This is a genomic window from Streptomyces minutiscleroticus, from assembly GCF_014650875.1.
Classification (GTDB): Bacteria; Actinomycetota; Actinomycetes; order Streptomycetales; family Streptomycetaceae; genus Streptomyces; species Streptomyces minutiscleroticus.
The window spans coordinates 1-18,079 of the sequence record NZ_BMVU01000094.1 but is presented as its reverse complement, the minus strand read 5'-3'; the positions used below and the strand labels follow the sequence as shown (position 1 = coordinate 18,079).

The following is an 18,079-nucleotide window of genomic DNA, read 5'->3' as shown; positions in this document are numbered from 1 at the left end:
GCCCCGAAACCTCGGACACATCCGCGGACACCCGCACCACCCCCAGCGGCCACCACTACCAAGCAGCCTACGCCCGCAAGTAAAAGCAACGGCATTGGCCCTAAGGGGGGATCGACAAGCCGTGGATACGCGAATGCGCGGGCGATAGAAGTGAAACAGCACGAAGAAACGAGGGCAGAACTCTTAGAAGGGGAGTGCCGTGATCGATCGCGCAGGGCTGGCGGGCTTTCTTCGTAACCGTCGTGAGGCGCTGCAGCCGGAGGACGTCGGCATGCCTCGGGGACGGCGTCGCAGAACCAGCGGGCTACGGCGGGAGGAGGTGGCGACGCTGTGCAACATGTCGGCCGACTATTACTCCCGTCTGGAGCGCGAGCGTGGTCCGCAGCCGTCACCGCAGATGCTCGCCTCGATCGCCCAGGGACTCCACCTGTCCATAGACGAGCGTGACCATCTGTTCCGGCTGGCCGGGCACAACCCGCCGCCGCGTGACAGCTCCAGTGAGCACATCAGCCCGGGGTTGCTGCGTATTCTGGACCGGCTGCCGGACACGCCTGCGGAGATCGTCACCGAGCTCGGGGAGACCTTGCGGCAGACACCGATGGGTGTCGCCCTTACCGGCGATACGACGCAGTACACGGGTCCTGCTCGCAGCAGCGGCTACCGGTGGTTCACCGACCCCAGTGCCCGGGATTTTTACGCTCCGGAGCAGCACGCGTTCATGACCCGGATGTACGCCGCAGGCCTGCGCGCGATCGTCACCCTCCGGGGTCCTGACTCCCGAGCCGCATATCTGGCGGACCTGCTCCTGGACTCCAGCGAAGAGTTCCGGCGGGTGTGGGACGACCACGAGATCGGGATCCGTCCGCGCGAGGTCAAGCACTTCGTTCACCCCGAGGTCGGTGCTCTGGAGCTGAACTGCCAGCGCCTGATCGATCCGGACCAGGCTCATTCCCTGATGGTCTACACCGCCGTCCCGGGCACGGAGAGCTACGAGAAGCTGCAGGTCCTGTCCGTGATCGGTACACAGACGCTGCACTGAACCGGCGAACCGAAGACCGACTCCGCCGGATGCCGTCCTGACGACGCTCGAGGTTGGCATCGACTTTCGTAGTAGTCGGTCGACATGCTGCACAGCAGAGCCACCTTCTCTCGCCCGCAGCTCGCCGGTCCTCGTCGCGCACCACGGACGAGTCCGACGTCCTCCGCCTGTAGTGTCGCCTGTCGCCGTCGGAGGAAACCGGCCAGCCCGGCCCGGCCCAGCCCGGTCGGTCGTCATGCGCTGTCCTCTGTGGTTACTGGACCGGCTGGACCATTTCTACCGTTCCGGCGCGTGATGTGTCACATACGGCCGATCCGATTCCGCATCATCCTGCGGGCCCGGATCGCTGCCCGCTCCGGCTCCTTTAGGTCGACCTCAGCCTGGGATCGGCAGAGCCTGGATGATCCTGCTCCCGGTGGCCAGCCTTGGAGCAGCGCTCGACCCGGAGACCACACGGATGGTCGCGGCGCCAGCCTTGCCCTGCCCGAACTTGCCATCAGCCAGGAGGCATTGATGAACGAACAGAACGACGTGGGAGGCGCCGGTTCGGGTGTGTCCCGGCGCAGCTTCGTAGGGGGGAGCCTGGCCGCCGCCACCGTGGCGCCGCTGCTGACCGGACAGGCCGAGACGGCAGAAGCCGCCCCGGCAGCCACCGTCGACGGCGTGACGCTGGTGACGGTACGGACCGCCGTCAACGGCGATCCGGTCACCCTGCGGGTGGACCCGCGGGCCACGCTGCTGGACACACTCCGTGAACGGCTCGACCTCAAGGGCACCAAGAAGGGCTGCGACCGGGGACAGTGCGGTGCCTGCACCGTGCACATCGACGGCCGGCGCGTGCTGTCGTGCCTCACGCTGGCCGCCACGGCGAGCGGCCACCAGGTCACCACGATCGAGGGGCTGACCGACGGCGACCGGCTGCACCCCATGCAGCAGGCATTCGTCGACCACGACGGTTTGCAGTGCGGCTTCTGCACCCCGGGGCAGATCATGTCCGCGGTCGCCATGGTCGAAAACGAAGGCCCCGCCCGCTCCGACGACGAGATACGTGAGCGCATGTCGGGCAACATCTGCCGGTGCAGCGCCTACCCCCGCATCGTCGACGCCATCCGGGACGCGCAGCGGGTGATGCGCTGATGCGGCCCTACACCTACGCCCAGGCGCACTCGGTCCGTGAGGCCGTGCGGGACGCCAAGCCCGGCACCGCGTTCCTGGCCGGTGGCACCACCCTGGTGGACCTCATGAAGCTCGAGGTGGTGTCCCCCGACCGTGTCGTGGACATCAACCGGCTGCCCCTGGACGGCATCTCGTTGGACCACGAGGGTCTGCACATCGGCGCGCTCGAACGGATGAGCGACGTGGCCGCCGCGCCCGCCGTGCGCCAGCGCTACCCGATGGTCGCGCAGGCGCTGGAGCTGAGTGCCTCGGCCCAGCTGCGCAACATGGCGAGCATCGGCGGCAACCTGCTGCAGCGCACGCGGTGCAGCTACTTCCGCGACGTCACGACCCCGTGCAACAAGCGTGAGCCGGGCAGCGGCTGCTCAGCCCTGGAAGGGATCAACCGCAGTCACGCCGTGCTGGGCACCAGCGACGCGTGCATCGCCACCCATCCCAGCGACCTCGCCGTCCCGCTGGTGGCGTTGAGCACGACCGTCCACCTGGCCTCCGCACGCGGCACGCGCACCGTACCTCTGGAGACGTTCTACACCCTGCCCGGTGACACCCCCGATGTCGAGAACGTGCTGCGGCCGAACGAGCTCATCACCGGAATCACCGTGCCGCGCTCGCCCTGGGCGGCGCACTCGCTGTACCTGAAGATCCGCGACCGGCAGTCGTACGAGTTCGCGCTCACCTCGGCCGCCGTCGCGCTCCAACTGCGCGGGCGCACCATCGTGAACGCCCGGATCGCCGCGGGCGGAGTAGGGACCAGGCCGTGGAGGCTGACGGCCGTCGAACGCGCCCTGACGGGCCGGCCCGCCACCTCCGCGACGTTCGAGGCGGCCGTCGCCAGTGCCGCGGACGGCGCCCGACCACGGGAACACAACCGGTTCAAGTCCGTGCTGCTGCGTCGCACCCTGGTACGGGCGCTGACCGAATTGCAGGAGAACCGGTGAGCGGCCGGCGCGGCGGCCCCGCCCGGCCTGACTCCGTCGAGGCAGGCGGCCCCGGATCTGGCGGCGCACATGCTTGAGATCGCCGCTGACCTGGTCGAACGTGTCCGTCGCGGGGTCCCGTTCGTGGCTGCCACCGTCACGAGCGTTGCCGGCAGCGCTCCGCGGCAGCCTGGCTCGTCCCTGGTCGTGAACGCGGACGGCACTGTGCTGGGCAACGTGTCGGGCGGGTGCGTCGACGCCGCGGTCCACGACGCGTGTCGGGAGATGCTGGCCGGGGACCACCGAGCCCGCGCCCTGCGGTTCGGGTACAGCGACGCCGACGCGTTCGACGTAGGTCTGACCTGCGGCGGCACCATCGAGCTTTTCCTGCGCCACCACGACCCGACCACCGAACCATGGCTCGAATCGGCTCTGGCCGATGCCGCGGGCGGCCGGGCGGTGGCCGTGGCCACGATCGTGCGCGGTCCGGAGACCCACCTCGGTCGTGCGATCGTCGTGCGGCCCGGGCGATCCGTCGCGGGGACGCTCGGGGACGAACCGCTCGACCAGGTCGCCGAGGCACAGATCACCGGTGCCCTGCACGCCGGGCGGACCGGCACGCTCGAGCTCGGGGTGGCCGACAGCTACTGCCGTGAGCCGATGACCTTGCTAGTGGAGAGCAGCTCCCCACCGCCCCGGATGCTGGTCTTCGGCGCCATCGACCACGCAGCCGCGCTGGCCCGGCTCGGCTCCTTTCTCGGCTACCAGGTGACCGTCTGCGACGCCAGGGCCACGTTCGCCACCCCGGAACGATTCCCGGACGCGGAGGTCGTCGTCGAGTGGCCGCACCACTATCTCCGGTCCCAGGCCGAGGCCGGCCTGCTGGACCAGCGCACCGTCGTGTGCGTGCTCACCCACGACCCCAAGTTCGACCTGCCGCTCCTGACCGCCGCCCTGCGCATGCCGGTTGCGTACGTGGGAGCCATGGGGTCCCGCCGCACCCACGAGGAACGCCTGTCCCGGCTCCGCCACGCCGGTCTCACCAGCGGCGAGCTCGATCGCCTGCACTCGCCCATCGGCCTCGACCTCGGGGCACGTACCCCACAGGAGACAGCGCTGTCGATCGCGGCGGAGATCGTCGCCCACCGGCACGGTGGCTCGGGTGCACCCCTGAGCACCGGGGTCCCCATCCACCGCAGTGCCCCGTCGACCGGCGCACCTGCATTCAGCAGCTGAAGGATTCACGATGCCCCGTTCCCCAGTCGGACGCGAGACCGAGCGCGTCGACGGCAGGCTGAAAGCCACCGGCGCGGCCGAGTACTCCGGTGACTACCGCGCCGCAGACCTCGCACACGCGCATCTCGTCACCAGCACCATCGCGCGAGGCACCCTCACCGGGATCGACACGGCGGCCGCGCTGGCCTCACCCGGTGTCCTGCGCGTGTACGCTGCGCCGGACCCCCGCTTGGGCCTGTATCCCATCACCGGCCCGCTCGCCGGCTTCGTCGAGAACTACGTCCCGCTGCACGATGCGGAGGTCCGCTTCCACGGCCAGGCCATTGCGATGGTCGTCGCCGAGACCCCCGAGCAGGCACGCGACGCCGCCGCGAGGGTCACCGCGACCTACGACACCCAGCCGCCGCGCACCTCGATCGCGGACGAGCCCCACGTCCCGGCCGGCCCCACCATCAGCGGGTCACCGAGCAGCCTCAATATCCTGGCGCCCGGCGTCGCCTCGATCGACGCCGCGCTCGCCGCCAGCGACGTCGTCGTGGAGGCCGAGTTCCACCAGCACATGCAACACCACGTGGCGATGGAGCCACACGCCACCCTCGCCATGTGGAAAGGTGACCAGGTCACCATCTACGCCGGTGCCCAAGTCCCCTCGGCGTACGCACTCGGGATGGCCCAGCGTCTCGGCGTCCTGCCCCAGAACGTCCGGCTGATCACGAAGTACGTGGGCGGCGGCTTCGGCGCCCGCGTCATCCTGTGGAGCGACACCCCGCTCGCCGCCGCCGCGGCCCGGGAGATCGGCCGCCCGGTCCGGCTCGTCCTCACCCGCGAGCAGATGTTCACCCTCACCGGCCACCGGCCCCAGCTCACGCAGACCGTCCGACTGGGCGCCTCCCGCAACGGCGTCCTCAACGCCGTCAGCCACCAGAGCGTCTCCGAGCGCCCGACCACCGTCACCTTCCCCATGACTCCGGCGCACGCCACCACCGACGCGCTCTACCGCACGCCGAACCTGCATGTCGATGCACAACTGGCCGCCCTCGACATCCCCGGGAGCCGGGCGATGCGCGGCCCCAACGAGGCACCTGGGGCCTTCGCCCTGGAGACGGCGATGGACGAGCTGGCCGTCGCCACCGGCGTGGACCCAGTGGAGCTGAGGCTGCGCAACTACGCCACCACCAGCCCTTCCACGGGCCTGCCGTGGTCGAGCAAACACCTTGAGGAGTGCTACCGCGTCGGCGCGCGGCGATTTGGCTGGTCGGCCCGCAGCGCCACGCCCCGCTCACGCGTCGACGGGCAGTGGCTGTATGGCACCGGTATGGCCACCGCCATCTATCCGGCGCACCGCCGGGCCGCGAGCGTGCGGGTCCGGTTGCTCGACGACGACACCGCCGTGGTCTCGACCGGGATCTCGGACTTCGGCACCGGCGGGGCGACCATGGTGGGGATCTCTGGCGCCGATGCCCTGGGGATCCCGTTGACGCGAGTGACGCCTGAGATCGGCGACACCCTGCTGCCGCAGGGCGCGCCCGCCGCCGGGTCCAGCGCCACGCACGCCACCGTGCCGTTGATCGTGAACGCCGCTCGCGACGCAATCAACGAGCTCAAGCGGCTCGCCGTCACCGACGACAGGTCGCCGTGGCACGGCGCGAGCGCCGACGACCTGCGCTACGAGCGCGGCATCCTGCACGGCCAGGGCCGGTCGATGACCTTCGGCCGCCTACTGGCCACCGTCGGCTCACCAGGCATCACCGCCCTCGCCGAGTCATCTGGCGACGTCGACCCGGGGTATGTGCACCACAGCTTCGGCGCCCACTTCTGCGAGGTGCGGGTCAACCGGTTCACCGGCGAGACCCGCGTCACCCGGTTCACCACGGTCGCGGACGTCGGCCGCGTGATCAACTCCCGGGCCGCCCGGAGCCAGCTCGTCGGCGGCGTCATCTTCGGCATTGGGCACGCCCTGCTGGAGGAGAACCCGTTGGGGCTCGACACCGGGCGCCTGGCGTCCAGCACGCTCGCCGACTATCTCGTGCCCGTGAACGCCGACGTCCCCGACATCGATGTGCACCTGCTCGGCCGGCCCGACCCTGTCCTCACCGGTCCGCTGGGCGACGGCGGCGAGGATGTCGGGACCAGGAGTCTCGGCGCCCGCGGTCTCGGGGAGATCGGCACGGTGGGCTCGGCGGCCGCGATCGGGAATGCCGTCCACAACGCCACCGGGATCCGGGTGCGCAACGTGCCCATCACCCTCGACAAGCTGATCGAGCACCTGTAATCGGTGAACCATGCCTGCCCTGAACGGACCGATCACGGGATCGGTACGGCCAGCCTGTGAACGCTGCGCATGGCGAACTGGCCGATCGGACTCGGTGTGGCCGAACCCCAGCCCCGACCAGTAGCCGTGAGGCCCGCAGTGGCCGGTGCCTCCGCGGCTATGGGGCAAGGCTTCGGCGTTGTCGCGTGATGTCCAGTTCGTGATCATGTGAGCCCGAGGCAGGTGAGGGCACGGCGGGGGTCGCGGGCATTACGGCGGAGGCCAGCTGCGATGTTCTTCGTTCCGGCCGTCCGGAGGGCGCCGATGGCGAGGTTGCGGTAGGTGGCCATCGCGCGTGGTGCGTTGCCGGTCCGGAGCTGTGAGGCGTCCTCGGTGAAGCTGGATCGGGTCAAGCGCACGGACGCCTTCCTGGCCGCCGAGTTCGGCCACACCGTCGACGCCGACGAGGCCGGTGCGCTGCGGGAGCGGATGCGCCAGGCCCAGACCGCCCGCCGGCGCCCCGCCCCGGGCGCGGCAGCGTGATCCTCGAGCACTACGTCCTGGACACCGCGACCCTGCTGGCGCTCGGCGGCCACAAGCAGGTCTCCGGCCTCATCCACGTCGCGGGCCGCGATCCGACCGTGCGGCTGTGGGTGCCGATCGTGTGCGCGCTGGAGGCCGAACGCGATCGGGCCGGGATCGTGGACTACCTCGGCATCCTCGACGTCCTGCACACCCTGGACGCCGATTACGCCACCGTCCACGCCGTCGCCGGCCTGCACTGCCGTGGGGTGCCGTTCGGCGTGGGAGCCGCCGTCCACGTCACCCGCCCCACCCTGCAGCGCCCCGACGGCGCCCTCATCACCACCACCGACCCGCATGCCTACGAGGGACTCAACGTGCCAGTGATGGATCTCAACCAGTAGCAGTCCGTCTGGCTGGCTCGAGGTTGTGGCAACACGGGCGCCGAGCGGCAAGCCGTGCAGCCGTGGAAGCTGGCACCATCAGCTATCTGAACAGTCCTTGCACAACTCTCCCGCGTGCGCGATGAACTCGGGTGACCCCGCGTCGACGGCGGTGAGGAATGAGCAGGCCGGTACCTTGGCAGCCGCCATCGGCGATCACCGGAACGCCTCGGCAGGCGATGTCAACACCCGACTCCGTGAAGGCCCGACTGTGCCGAGCGCCGGTGCGCCCAGGCGGAAGCCGGTGGGTGCGACCGGGGCCCGTGGGCCCGGCTTCCTTAAGGCCCCAAGCGCGGAGAGGGCGGGCGGCTGCTGTACGCGGACACCTTCTCCTGTTGGTGGGTGTTGTCGATGCCCTGGCGTTATGCCTGGCTGACGGCGGTGATCTGGCTGGGGGTGGTGCCGAGCCACCAGGTGGGGTTCGCGGTGCCGTCGGTGGTGCGGCCGTCGCTGTGGACGTAGTGGCGCACGTCGCGGCCGGGCTCGGCGAACTCGCCGTTCAGGGCGCGTTCGGTCCACTCGGCGCCGAAGCGGAAGACCTCGGCGGCGGTGCCGCCCAGCGGATGGAACTCGTTCTCGTAGACACGTATCTCCTTGGGTGCGCGCACGCGCTCGTAGCTGGCCAGCGCCTGCTCCAGCACGGTGAGTTCGTCGAACTCGCCGATGCCGTACAGGACCGGGCAGGTGATGTCCTGGACCAGGTCGCCCAGCGGCATGCGGGCGACCAACTCGGTGTCGAAGGCCTCCTCATCGGTATAGCCGGCCATGAACATGTAGTTGGCCTTGAAGGTGGGCTGGGCGCGCTCGAAGATGGTGGTGAAGTCGCCGGTGACGGCCTCGAAGGCGGCCAGCGCGGCCAGGCGCGGGTCGGTGGCGGCGGCACGCGAGCCCCAGTAGCCGCTCATGGAGATGCCGAACATGCCGATCCGGGCCGCGTCGACCTCCGGGAGCGAGGCCAGGTGGTCGATGTAGCGGCTGATGGCGCGCTCGTAGTTGGTGAGGTCGACGGTCAGCCCGTTGGCCCGGCTCTCGCCCTGGCCCGGACCTTCGATGGACAGAGCCACGATGCCGCGCGAGGTGTAGTACCGCTCGGCCGCGTAGATGTAGTCCTCCTTGATCATGTCCATCCCGGGGCCGAGGATCACCGCGGGGGCGTTGCGGACCTCACCGGCGGGCAGGTGAAGGAGGGCGAAGATCTGCCTGCCCTCGAAGTCGAGGACGACGCGGCGCACCCGGTTGTCGCGCAGTGCGCCCAGACGCTCGACGCAGTGGTTGGCGCGCTCGCGGAAGGCGAGCTTGCGCGGGTCGGTGGCGTCGAAGATCGAGTACTGCGCGCGGCCCCACATCACCGAGGCGCGCACGTAGAGGTCGGCGGCGGTCTGGACGAAGCCGCCGCGCTCGTGGTGGCCGGCGCGCTCCTCGGCCTGCCCGGCGATGGTGGCCCAGGCCTTCGGCAGCATCACGCCGCTCCGGACCAGGTCGAAGACCTTGTCGAAGTCGGTGTGGTCGTGGCCCAGTTGCTCCAGGGTGCCCTTGGCCTGCGGGTGCAGGGCGTCGAAGCCGCCTTGGGCGAGGGCGATGTCCAGAGCCCAGCTCTGGCCGGTCGAACGAACAGTCATGACAGGTGTCCTCGTGTCTTCGGGTGAAGGGGGCAGGAGACGTCCCATCCGGCGACGCCTAAGTACTTATCTATTAAGTACTTAGGGTAGGGTGATGTCAACCCGCCCCCGACCAGCGACACGGAGATGCACTGGTGTCCGACGCCGGCCGCGATGCGGCCCTCGACCAACTCGCCCGCGCCGCCTACAGCCTCAGCGCCGCCGACTCCCGCCTGCGCGGACGCGCCACCCGCACCCCCGGCGCGCTCTCCCTCACCCATGCCCGAGCCTTGCGCGTGCTGGCCGAGGCGGGGCCGCTGCCGATCGGCCGGCTCGCCGCCGCCACCGAAACCACCGGCGCCGCCACCACCCAACTGGTCAACGGCCTCGCCGCCGCCGGTTACGTCACCCGCGAACGCCCCGCCGGCGACAAGAGATCGGTGCTGGTCACTCTCACGGACGCAGGCCGAAGCCGCCACCGCGAACGCCAGGCCGCCCTGACCCGGGCACTCGACGCCGCACTCGCACACCACGACACCACTGCCCTGAACACCGCGACCGACGTCCTACGGCAGCTCGCCGCCATCTACGACCAGCTCTGAGCAAGTCTCCATGGTGTGTGATCGAGGACCGGACGGACCGACCCGGGCTCTACCGGTTCGGCCGCTACCCTGCCGCGTATGCCGCGTTCGACAATCCGGCCGTCGCGGGCCGGGACCTTCGGGGCTGCTCGTACCTGGAGCGGTGCGCAGTGCTCCTGGACGTCCTCCAGCCGCTCGGTCCGCCCTTGCAGCCCCGTGCCCGCGACCGATGACGTCGAGGTCGCGCGCGTGTGGATCGAAGTGGCTGTCCGAGCAGGGCGTCGAGGGCATCGTCGCCGAGCGCGTCACCGCCGCGTACCGCCCGCGCCCGGTCGGTCTGGAGGAAGTCCGAAACGCCGACCGAGGTGTTGGAGTTGGCGGCGGCGTTCGACGATGTCTGCGGTACCGGCCCGGGCTGGCGTACCTGGAGGCGACGGGAAGCGGGCATGGGTTTGAGAGTCTGGCCGAGCGGCGCGCGCTGACCGTCCTGGATTTCTGCGGTCAGGTGCGGGATGTGCTCTCGCAGCCGTTCAGCCTGCGGTTCTTCGCCGGACGGCGCCGCGAACACGTACCTGACTTCCTGGTGTCCACGAAGGATTCGACGCTACTGATCGACGTTCGCCCGGCCTACCTGGTGCGGGAGACGGACACCGAGGTGTTTGCCGCGACCGCCCGCGTGGCGGCTGCGGCTGGCTGGCGGTACCTGGTGGTGACCGGCGGCTGGCGGAACAACGCCGCGGAATTGCGGGAAGTCGGAGAAGGACGTGAGGTTCACCTCTCTGCTCGCCAACCTGCTGATCTTCCACAACACCCTGGACATCGCGGACGTGGTGCGGCAGTTGCAGGCCGAGGGCGAGGTGGTCGACCCGCTGGACCTGGCCCAGATCTCGCCGTACCTGGCGGAGCACGGCAACCGGTTCGGCGTCTACTCGACCCACGAGATAGGCATCACCCCGCAGGACTACGACACCCGCCTGGATGTCGACTTCAGCGTGCTGGACGACGACCAGGTCCCGGCCGCGTGACCGTACGGCGCCCCGGGGCACCGCCGGCCTCTCTTCGACGTTGGACCCTCCGGAGTACACCGACCGTGTGCGCACGCGGTAGCAAGGCCCGTCTGACAAAAGATCCCGGCAGGGCTCCGCGGTGCGAGCGAGACACGGGCCGGGCCGTACAGGGTGCGGTCAGTCGCCGTCGCGGTGGAGGGTGGCGGCAAGGCGTTCGGCGATGGCTTGCCGGAGGTCGGGGTCGAGGCGTTCGGCCGTGAGGGATTCGTACAGCCACAGTCCGTCGGCGGCCAGGCGGGCGATGAACCGGTCGAGCGTGGCGGGGTCGTCGGTGGCGGCGGCGGGGGGCGGTGCCCAGCGTTCGATCACCGCGTTCCAGGCGGCGGCGTGTTCGTCGGTCGTTGATCCTTCCAGCATGAACAGCAGCTCGGCCCGGGTGGCGCTCTGGGTGGAGACGCGGGTGTAGGCGGTGAGCCGTTCGGCGGCAGTGGCTTCGGTTGCGGGCTTGCCCGCCGCTGCGGCCAGGCTCGCTTCCCACTGATCGGCGAGATGCTGGTGGATGGCCAGCACGAGGTCGTCGCGGGAGGCGAAGTGGTAGAGCAGGCCGCCCTTGGTCAGGCCGGCCTCGGCGGCGACGGAGTCGAAGGTGACACTCTTGACGCCCTCGCGCTCCACGACGCGGGCGGCCGCTTCAAGGATCTGGGTTCGCTTGCTGGTCCGCATGGGTGCTCCGGTCGGTCAGTGGTGTGCTGGGGCGTCGGCGGCGTGCGCGGCGGTGGTCAGGGCTGATCCGGGCCCGTGACGGCGCAGGAGCAGACCCGTGGCGAGCGCGCCGACGGCCATCACGGCGGTGACCACGACCATCACGACGAAGTACGCGTTGTCGAACGCGTCGGAGGCGGCGGTGATCAGCGAGGGATTGTCCCTGCCCAGGGCAAGCGCGGCGTCGAGACTGTCGCGCGCCCGGTCCGGCACCCCGGCGGGCAGGTCGATGGTCGCACTGTAGACGGCGGTCAGGAGGCTGCCGAGGAAGGCGACCGCGATGAGGCTGCCGAACTCATAGGAGAGCTCCTCCACGGAGGACGCCATGCCGGCCCGGCGGGCCGGGACGTTGCCTATGATCGCGCTGGAAGCGACGGACATCGCCGCCCCGAGCCCGGCTCCGGTGAGCAGCAGCCCGGTCACCAGCAGTCCCATGCTCGTGTCGAAGCTGGCCAGAACCGCCGCGGCGCCGGCCGCGGCGAGGACGAGGCCGCCCGCCACGATGGGCAGCAGACCGACCTTGTGCAGGATGCCACCGCCGATCATGGCCGTCGGCAGCGCCCCCAGGGCGACGGCGGCGACCAGCAGCCCTGCGCGCAGCGGGGTGAAGCCTTCCACGAGCTGGAAGCGCTGGGTGGTGACCAGCTGGATGCCGGCGATGGCGAACATGGACAGCCCGGCGGCCAGAACGCCGGCGAGGAACGCCGGGTTGCGGAAGATCGCGAAGTCCAGCAGCGGGTAGGGCATGCGGCGCTGCCGCCTGGCGAACGCCCACCCGCCCACCGCGGCCGCGAGGACGGCGGCGGCCATGACGAGGGGGGCGGGGCTGGTCTTCGCGGTCTCCTTGACCGCGATCACCAGGCCGACCAGGGCGACGAGCGCGAGCAGCGAGGAGTTCAGATCCCAGTGCTTGGAGGGATCGGCGTCGTTGGCGGGCGCGAGGACCAGCGTGGCGATGATCGCCGCGATGACGACCGGGACGTTGATGAGGAAGACCGACCCCCACCAGAAGTGGCTGAGCAGGATGCCGCTGACGATCGGGCCCAGCCCGCTGCCCACGAGCGCCAGGCTTCCCCAGACGGCGATGGCGATGTTGCGCTCACGTTCGTCGTCGAACGTGACACGGATCAGGGCCAGGGTCGCGGGCATCATCGTCGCCGCCCCCACCGCCAGGAACGCCCGTGCCGCGATCAGCGCTTCCGGATTCGACGAGAACGCGGCGGCCAGCGAGGCGGTCCCGAAGACCGCCAGACCGATCAGGAACATCCGCCGGTGCCCCACCCGGTCGCCCAGCGTTCCGCTGCCCAGCAGCAGCCCGGCCATCACCACCGGATAGGCGTTGATGATCCACAAGCTCTCGGAACTGCTCGCGCCGAGGTCCTCCACCAGCGTCGGCAACGCGGCGTACAGGATGGAATTGTCCAGCGTGATCAACAGCAGCCCCGCACTCACCACCGTGAGCAGCAACCAGCGCCGCTTCGTACTCAAAACCATCTCCGCACGCCTCTCCGGCAGACCAGCACCACCTCATAACTGTACCTTACGGAAGGTACAGTTATGAGGTCATGATCGGCCGCGACTCGCCACTCACCTGGACTTTTCGATGCGAACGCCTGTGGCGGCGCCCGGGGGCACCGCCGGACGCGACGCCGAACGGCCGCGCTGGAGTGGTTTCCCGCAGGAGACTCACCTCTGATCGCCCAGCCGGGATTGGCGTTGATCCGCCACGGAGGGGGTCGATCATCTGTCATCAAACGTTGGCGAACTCAAGCGGTCAGCGCATCACCGCTGTTCAGGAGGCCAGCGTAGACCTCCGCAGGCGTGCGGTAGCCGTGGGTCTTGCGTGGACGGTGGTTGAGTTCGTGGGCGATGGCGGTCGAGGGGCCCTCGCCCCTGCCCGGGTCCTGGTGCGGCTTCAGCGTGGCCGAGGTGTCGCGTGGGCCATCTTCTGCTTGCGCGGTATCGCTGTCAGTCGGCGAGCGTGGTGTAGTCGGTGTAGCCGCGGGTGTCGCCGCCGTAGAACGTGGTGGGATCGGGTTCGGTGACGGGGGCGTTGTTCTGCCAGCGCCGGACGAGGTCAGGGTTGGCGATGAAGGCCCTGCCGACGGAGACGAGGTCTGCCCGGCCGCTGTCGATGTGCCGGCGGGCGGCGGTGGCGTCGGTCATCGGGTACCAACCGTCGTTGACGATGAGCGTGCCGTCGAAGCGGGTCCGGAGGTCGGTGAGCAGGGGTGTGGCGGGGGCACCGATGGTGTGCAGGTAGGCGAGCCCCAGCGGGGTGATCGCGTCGATGAGAGTGCGGTAGGTCGCGGCGGTTTCGGCCGGGTCGTCCTCGATCGCTCCATGCAGGTTGATGCCCGGCGAGATGCGCAGGCCCACGCGTTCGCTGCCGACCGCCTCGGCCACGGCCGTCGCCAGGTCGATCGCGAAGCGTGCCCGGCCTGTGGTGGATCCGCCGTAGGTGTCGGTGCGGTGGTTGGTGGACGGTGCGAGGAACTGATGGATCAGGTAGCCGTTGGCACCGTGCAGTTCGATGCCGTCGAGGCCGGCTTCGACGGCGGCGCGTGCGCTGTCCACGTACTCCTCGATGACGGAGGGGATCTCCGCCGTGGTCAGGGCCCGCGGTACCGGGTGTGGCCTGGGCCCACTCGGGGTGAAAATCTCGCCGGGCGCGGCGAGGGCGCTGGGGGCTACGGTTTCGTGGCCGTTCTTGTTGTCCGGGTGCGCGATCCGTCCCGCGTGCATGATCTGGGCGACGATGTGGCCGCCTTCCTCGTGCACGCTGTCGGCGACGGCGCGCCATCCGCGGATCTGACGGCGTGTGTGGAGGCCAGGGGTGTTGGAGTAGCCCTGTCCGGTTGCGCTGGGCTGGACGCCTTCGGTGATGATCAGGCCGGCAGTGGCCCGCTGCCGGTAGTAGGTGGCGGTGGCCTCGCCGGGCACGCCGGAGGCGTCGGCGCGGCTGCGGGTCATGGGGGCCATGGCGATCCGGTTGGGCAATGTCCACTTGCCGACGGTTACGGGGCTGAACAGGTCGGGCATTTGGGGTTTCTCCTTGGGGTGGCTGTGTCTGTCGGCGGTGGCTGGTCGGTCGGGTCGGGGGGTCACGTGGCGAGACGGCGGATGGCGATGCCCGGGTCGTGACGGTGGTGGTCTGTCCGGCGGGGCCGGCCGATGTCCGGCCGGTCGAATTGTTGGTGCTGTTCGGCAGACAGGGCGAGCGCGCCCATCTGCGGGCCCGAGCCACCTGACGGCCGGTGGGCGGGCATGGGTGCGTCAGCCCTGCTGCGACGGCCCGAGAGGCAACAGGCCGTCCAGGCCGTGGCGGCGTTCGCCCATGACCTGCTCGCACAGGGCCGCCTCCGCCTCGGGTGTGAAGACGCCCGCGACGTCACGGGTCCGGCGGCGGGCGAGTGCGGCGTCGGTGTCGGCGGCCACCAGGTCGGCGTTGATGGCCGCGGCTGCTCGTACGCCGGCGGCGGCCGCGGCCGGGACTCCGTCCAGGACGTCGGCCACGTTCCCCGCGACCCACACTCCGCCGGCCGCAGTCAGTCCGGTACCGTCCGCGCCCACCTGATCGCCGATGGCCCACGGATGCTCCACGGCCGTCAGACCGAGCTCGGCGAGGACGTCGTCCCGGGCCTCGAACCGGGGAGCCACGACCAGCGCGGTGAGCGGAACCCGATCTCCCGATGCCAGTCGGACACCGGTCAGGCGGTCGTCCTCGATTTCCAGGTCCGTGACGTCCCCCTCCACCACCGCGACCCCTCGGGCCGCCAGCCTCTCCCCGTCCTCGACGCCGAATTCACCGATGCTGTGCCGGAACAGGGTGACTTGGTCGGACAGTTGGCGGAACAGCAGCGCCTGATGGACGGCCGCCGGGCCGGTGGCGAGCACCCCGACCGGCTGATCCCGTACCTCCCAGCCGTGGCAGTACGGGCAGTGCAGCACGTCCCGCCCCCACCGCTCGCGCAGCCCGGCGATGTCGGGCAGCCGGTCGACGAGCCCGGTGCACATCAGCAGCCGCCGTGCCCGGAACCGGTGTCCGCCAGCCGTGTCCACCACGAAGCCGTCGCGGTCCCGGCCTGCCGTGACCACCCGGTCGGAGATCATCCGGCCGCCGTACGAGATGACCTCCTCCCGCCCCACGCGCAGCAGTTCGCTCGGGTTGATGCCGTCCCTCGACAGCAGGCCGTGCACACCGGACGCCGGGGCGTTGCGGGGTTCACCGGCGTCGATCACCACCACCGAACGCCGGGACCGGGCGAGCGTCACCGCGCCCGACAGACCGGCGACTCCACCGCCCACCACCACGACATCGACATCGGCGTCGCCGACGACCTCGGTATCGACACCACCTGGGCTGTTCGCAATCTCAGTCATACCAACAGCCTCACCCGGCACCTGTCCGGTGCCCAGAAACCATGCTGTTTCGGCAAGATTCCGGATCGCTTCCGGCCCGGGCAGCAGCGCAGGCCGTCGATCACCAGGTGCAGCAGAGGAGTTGCCTGGTGGATGGCAGAAAGTCACCCTGTTCCTGCACGAGGCCGCGGGGCTGGCCCGGGAGCAGCGGGAACAGCTGTCTGCTCTGGGCGCGAGTGTGGTCGAGGGCCGGGTCGGCGCTCGGAGGCCGAGGTGTCGTGGCGGGTGCTGAGCCCGCGCGTGCATGGCCTGGAGGGTCTCGTGGACGGTCGCTGAGCGGTGCTGGCGTCTTCGCCATGGGCGTGATTCAGGTGGTGCGGGCCTTGAGGTGGGCCCGCTCTCCCTGGGTGCCGAACAGGATCAGCAGTTCTACCGGTGGTTTGTTAATCCGGGCAGTAGAGGTCAAGAGGTCTGCCGGTGGTGACGGCGTCGATGAGGTCCTGGAGTTCGGTGGGCGGGGGCCTCCTCGTCCAGGCTCGCCAGTAGCGTTGCAGCATGGCCCAGGGCGTCAGCCAGCCACGAACGGCCCGGATCGCGCGGGGTCAACTGACTGGCTGCGACTCCTGGGGCTGCTGCGGTTCGCAGGTTCCCCCTCTCTTCCTGTGCCGACGACGCTCCGGTTTCGGGTGAGGGATCGGCGGCCGGTAGGGGTGAGGCGAACCAGGAGTCCCAGCAGAAGCTGAAGGCGCAGTTCACGAGGGTCTGGTGGCGGCGGATGGCGGTGTCGGAGCGCACGTGGAAGTCGGCCCGGCCCAGTTCGTCCTTGACCTGCTGGTAGCTCTGCTCGATCCAGTGCCGCAGCCCGTAGATGCGCACCACCTCGGCCAGGTCGGCGGGTGGATGGGGTGAGGTGGCGGCGCGTGGTGAGTGGGGGCGGGGCAGGTCGGTGGCCAGGTACCAGGTCGCCTTCTCCGGCAGTGCGGCCGGGTCGGCGGTGGCCACGACCAGGCGGACATTGCCGTCCGGTCCCCACCAGCCAAGTCGCGCTTCGGCGGCCCACCAGGTGCGGGTTAAATCGCCCCGGGTTCGGTAGAGACCTCAGGTTGTGGTTGTGACCTGGGGTTTTGTGAGTTCTGTGTAGTAGTTGGTCTCGTACTCGACGGGTGGGACGTGGCCTGTCTCACCGTGGAGTCGTCGGTGGCAGTACCAGTCGATCCATTCGGCGGTGGCCGGCTCAACCTGGGAGAGGGTCTTCCAGGGCCGCTGCGGCTTGATCAACTCGGTCTTGAACAGACCGATCGTGCTCTCCATCAGGGCGTTGTCGTATGCATCGCCGACAGAGCCGATCGAGGCCGCGATGCCGGCCGTGTCCAGGTGTTCGGCCAGCTTGAAACTGGTGTACTGGCTGCCCGCATCACTGTGGTGTATCAACTCGCCCCGAACATGGGGGTGTTCATCGCGGTCGCGCTGCCACAGCGCCATCTCCACAGCGTCCAGGACGAGCTGGGTCTTCTTCGATGTCGAGGCGGACCAGCCGACGATGCGGCGGGAGAAGGTGTCCACGACGAAGGCGACGTAGACCACTGAGGCCCAGGTGGCCACGTGGGTGAAGTCCGCGACCCAGCAGCGGTTCGGTGCGGTGGCGACGAAGTCGCGGTCCAGCCGGTCCGGTGCCCGCTCGGCCTGCTGGTCCGGGATCGTGGTGATGATCTTCTTGCCGCGGACGGCGCCGGCGATGCCCAGTTCGCGCATCAGTCGTTCGACGGTGCAGCGGGCCACCGTGTGACCTTGCCGGTTCAGCTCCCGCCAGATCTTCCGGGCCCCGTGGACGCGGTAGTTGTCGGCGTGAACCTGCCGGATCAGCTCCTTGAGTTCCATGTCCCGCACGGTACGGGCGGACGGTGCGGGCAGGCGTCAATCGGGCGCGAGGCAGGCTCCTATCAGGCCACGTCACCGACCGGCCAGGAACCCGGCGGAGCCGCACATCGCCAGAAAAGCCACCGGCTGCAAGCCGGAGCAGCGAAAAAATGAGCGAACCCCACCGGGCTGTACCCATTGTGGCATTGACGCGAAGAAACTCGCCGCGGTCTTGAGGATTTCGTTGGCCCGTTTCAGCTCGGCGTTTTCCTTCTTCAACGCCTTGAGCTGGGCGGATTCCTCCGTCGTCGTCCCCGGACGCGTCCCC

Annotated in this window: 14 protein-coding genes and 6 pseudogenes; 10 read left to right on the top strand and 10 right to left on the bottom strand. The window is 69.8% G+C overall.

All coding sequences use genetic code 11. The features are described from left to right. Positions 1 to 199 precede the first annotated feature (199 nt). The 7 genes from IE271_RS37940 to IE271_RS37910 all read left to right on the top strand — a co-directional run bounded on the left by IE271_RS37940 (position 200) and on the right by IE271_RS37910 (position 7,545). On the top strand, positions 200 to 1,039 hold the full coding sequence (locus IE271_RS37940) for a helix-turn-helix transcriptional regulator (protein WP_190195018.1): 840 nt from the start codon (positions 200 to 202) through the stop codon (positions 1,037 to 1,039). 513 nt (positions 1,040 to 1,552) lie between these two features. Next, positions 1,553 to 2,176, top strand: a complete 624-nt coding sequence (locus tag IE271_RS37935; RefSeq protein ID WP_190195017.1) for a (2Fe-2S)-binding protein — start codon at positions 1,553 to 1,555, stop codon at positions 2,174 to 2,176. Then, positions 2,176 to 3,153: an FAD binding domain-containing protein gene (locus tag IE271_RS37930; RefSeq protein WP_190195016.1), complete on the top strand. Its 978-nt coding sequence runs from the start codon at positions 2,176 to 2,178 to the stop codon at positions 3,151 to 3,153. Before IE271_RS37935 ends, IE271_RS37930 begins: the two co-directional genes overlap by 1 nt. A gap of 69 nt (positions 3,154 to 3,222) precedes the next feature. Continuing rightward, a complete protein-coding gene (locus tag IE271_RS37925; protein ID WP_190195015.1) occupies positions 3,223 to 4,368 on the top strand; it encodes an XdhC family protein in 1,146 nt (381 codons plus the stop codon). Positions 4,369 to 4,378: 10 nt separating this feature from the next. Further along, entirely contained in the window at positions 4,379 to 6,640 is a 2,262-nt protein-coding gene (locus IE271_RS37920; RefSeq protein WP_190195014.1) for a xanthine dehydrogenase family protein molybdopterin-binding subunit, read from the top strand. A 372-nt stretch (positions 6,641 to 7,012) separates the two neighbouring features. After that, positions 7,013 to 7,162: a hypothetical protein gene (locus IE271_RS37915; protein ID WP_190195013.1), complete on the top strand. Its 150-nt coding sequence runs from the start codon at positions 7,013 to 7,015 to the stop codon at positions 7,160 to 7,162. After that, a complete protein-coding gene (locus IE271_RS37910) occupies positions 7,159 to 7,545 on the top strand; it encodes a PIN domain-containing protein (RefSeq protein WP_190195012.1) in 387 nt (128 codons plus the stop codon). The genes IE271_RS37915 and IE271_RS37910 overlap by 4 nt, the downstream gene beginning before the upstream one ends. An 85-nt stretch (positions 7,546 to 7,630) precedes the next feature. Here the strand turns inward: IE271_RS37910 and IE271_RS44195 are convergent. After that, positions 7,631 to 7,807 (bottom strand): annotated as a pseudogene (locus IE271_RS44195) (IS5/IS1182 family transposase); the annotation flags it as partial. A 139-nt stretch (positions 7,808 to 7,946) separates the two neighbouring features. After that, positions 7,947 to 9,203 (bottom strand): alpha/beta hydrolase, encoded by a 1,257-nt coding sequence (locus IE271_RS37900; RefSeq protein ID WP_190195011.1) that lies wholly within the window; start codon positions 9,201 to 9,203, stop codon positions 7,947 to 7,949. Between the two features lie 134 nt (positions 9,204 to 9,337). Between IE271_RS37900 and IE271_RS37895 the strand changes: the two genes are divergently transcribed. Together IE271_RS37895 and IE271_RS37890 are read left to right on the top strand one after the other, a co-directional pair. Beyond that, complete coding sequence (locus IE271_RS37895) at positions 9,338 to 9,784, top strand: MarR family winged helix-turn-helix transcriptional regulator (protein ID WP_190195010.1); 447 nt, start codon at positions 9,338 to 9,340, stop codon at positions 9,782 to 9,784. 740 nt (positions 9,785 to 10,524) lie between these two features. After that, positions 10,525 to 10,788 (top strand): annotated as a pseudogene (locus IE271_RS37890) (Tn3 family transposase); the annotation flags it as partial. 159 nt (positions 10,789 to 10,947) lie between these two features. Here the strand turns inward: IE271_RS37890 and IE271_RS37885 are convergent. From IE271_RS37885 to IE271_RS37875, 4 genes and pseudogenes are all read right to left on the bottom strand, one after another. Then, entirely contained in the window at positions 10,948 to 11,493 is a 546-nt protein-coding gene (locus tag IE271_RS37885; protein WP_190195008.1) for a TetR/AcrR family transcriptional regulator, read from the bottom strand. Positions 11,494 to 11,508: 15 nt separating this feature from the next. Further along, complete coding sequence (locus tag IE271_RS37880; RefSeq protein ID WP_190195007.1) at positions 11,509 to 13,026, bottom strand: MFS transporter; 1,518 nt, start codon at positions 13,024 to 13,026, stop codon at positions 11,509 to 11,511. Positions 13,027 to 13,298: 272 nt separating this feature from the next. After that, positions 13,299 to 13,409: pseudogene (locus tag IE271_RS44190) on the bottom strand (IS30 family transposase); the annotation flags it as partial. 91 nt (positions 13,410 to 13,500) lie between these two features. Further along, a complete protein-coding gene (locus IE271_RS37875; RefSeq protein ID WP_190195006.1) occupies positions 13,501 to 14,574 on the bottom strand; it encodes an alkene reductase in 1,074 nt (357 codons plus the stop codon). A gap of 68 nt (positions 14,575 to 14,642) precedes the next feature. On the opposite strand from IE271_RS37875, the pseudogene IE271_RS44185 reads away from it, so the two are divergent. Next, a pseudogene (locus tag IE271_RS44185) lies at positions 14,643 to 14,783 on the top strand (XRE family transcriptional regulator); the annotation flags it as partial. Between the two features lie 25 nt (positions 14,784 to 14,808). Here IE271_RS44185 and IE271_RS37870 read toward each other — a convergent pair. From IE271_RS37870 to IE271_RS37855, 4 genes and pseudogenes are all read right to left on the bottom strand, one after another. Beyond that, on the bottom strand, positions 14,809 to 15,915 hold the full coding sequence (locus IE271_RS37870) for an NAD(P)/FAD-dependent oxidoreductase (RefSeq protein ID WP_190195005.1): 1,107 nt from the start codon (positions 15,913 to 15,915) through the stop codon (positions 14,809 to 14,811). A gap of 441 nt (positions 15,916 to 16,356) precedes the next feature. Beyond that, a pseudogene (locus IE271_RS42880) lies at positions 16,357 to 16,965 on the bottom strand (IS701 family transposase); the annotation flags it as partial. Between the two features lie 27 nt (positions 16,966 to 16,992). Next, positions 16,993 to 17,805 carry an IS3 family transposase gene (locus IE271_RS37860; RefSeq protein ID WP_268256274.1) on the bottom strand — a complete coding sequence of 271 codons (813 nt, stop codon included), beginning with the start codon at positions 17,803 to 17,805 and terminating at the stop codon, positions 16,993 to 16,995. Positions 17,806 to 17,844: 39 nt separating this feature from the next. Continuing rightward, positions 17,845 to 18,079, bottom strand: a pseudogene (locus IE271_RS37855) (hypothetical protein); the annotation flags it as partial.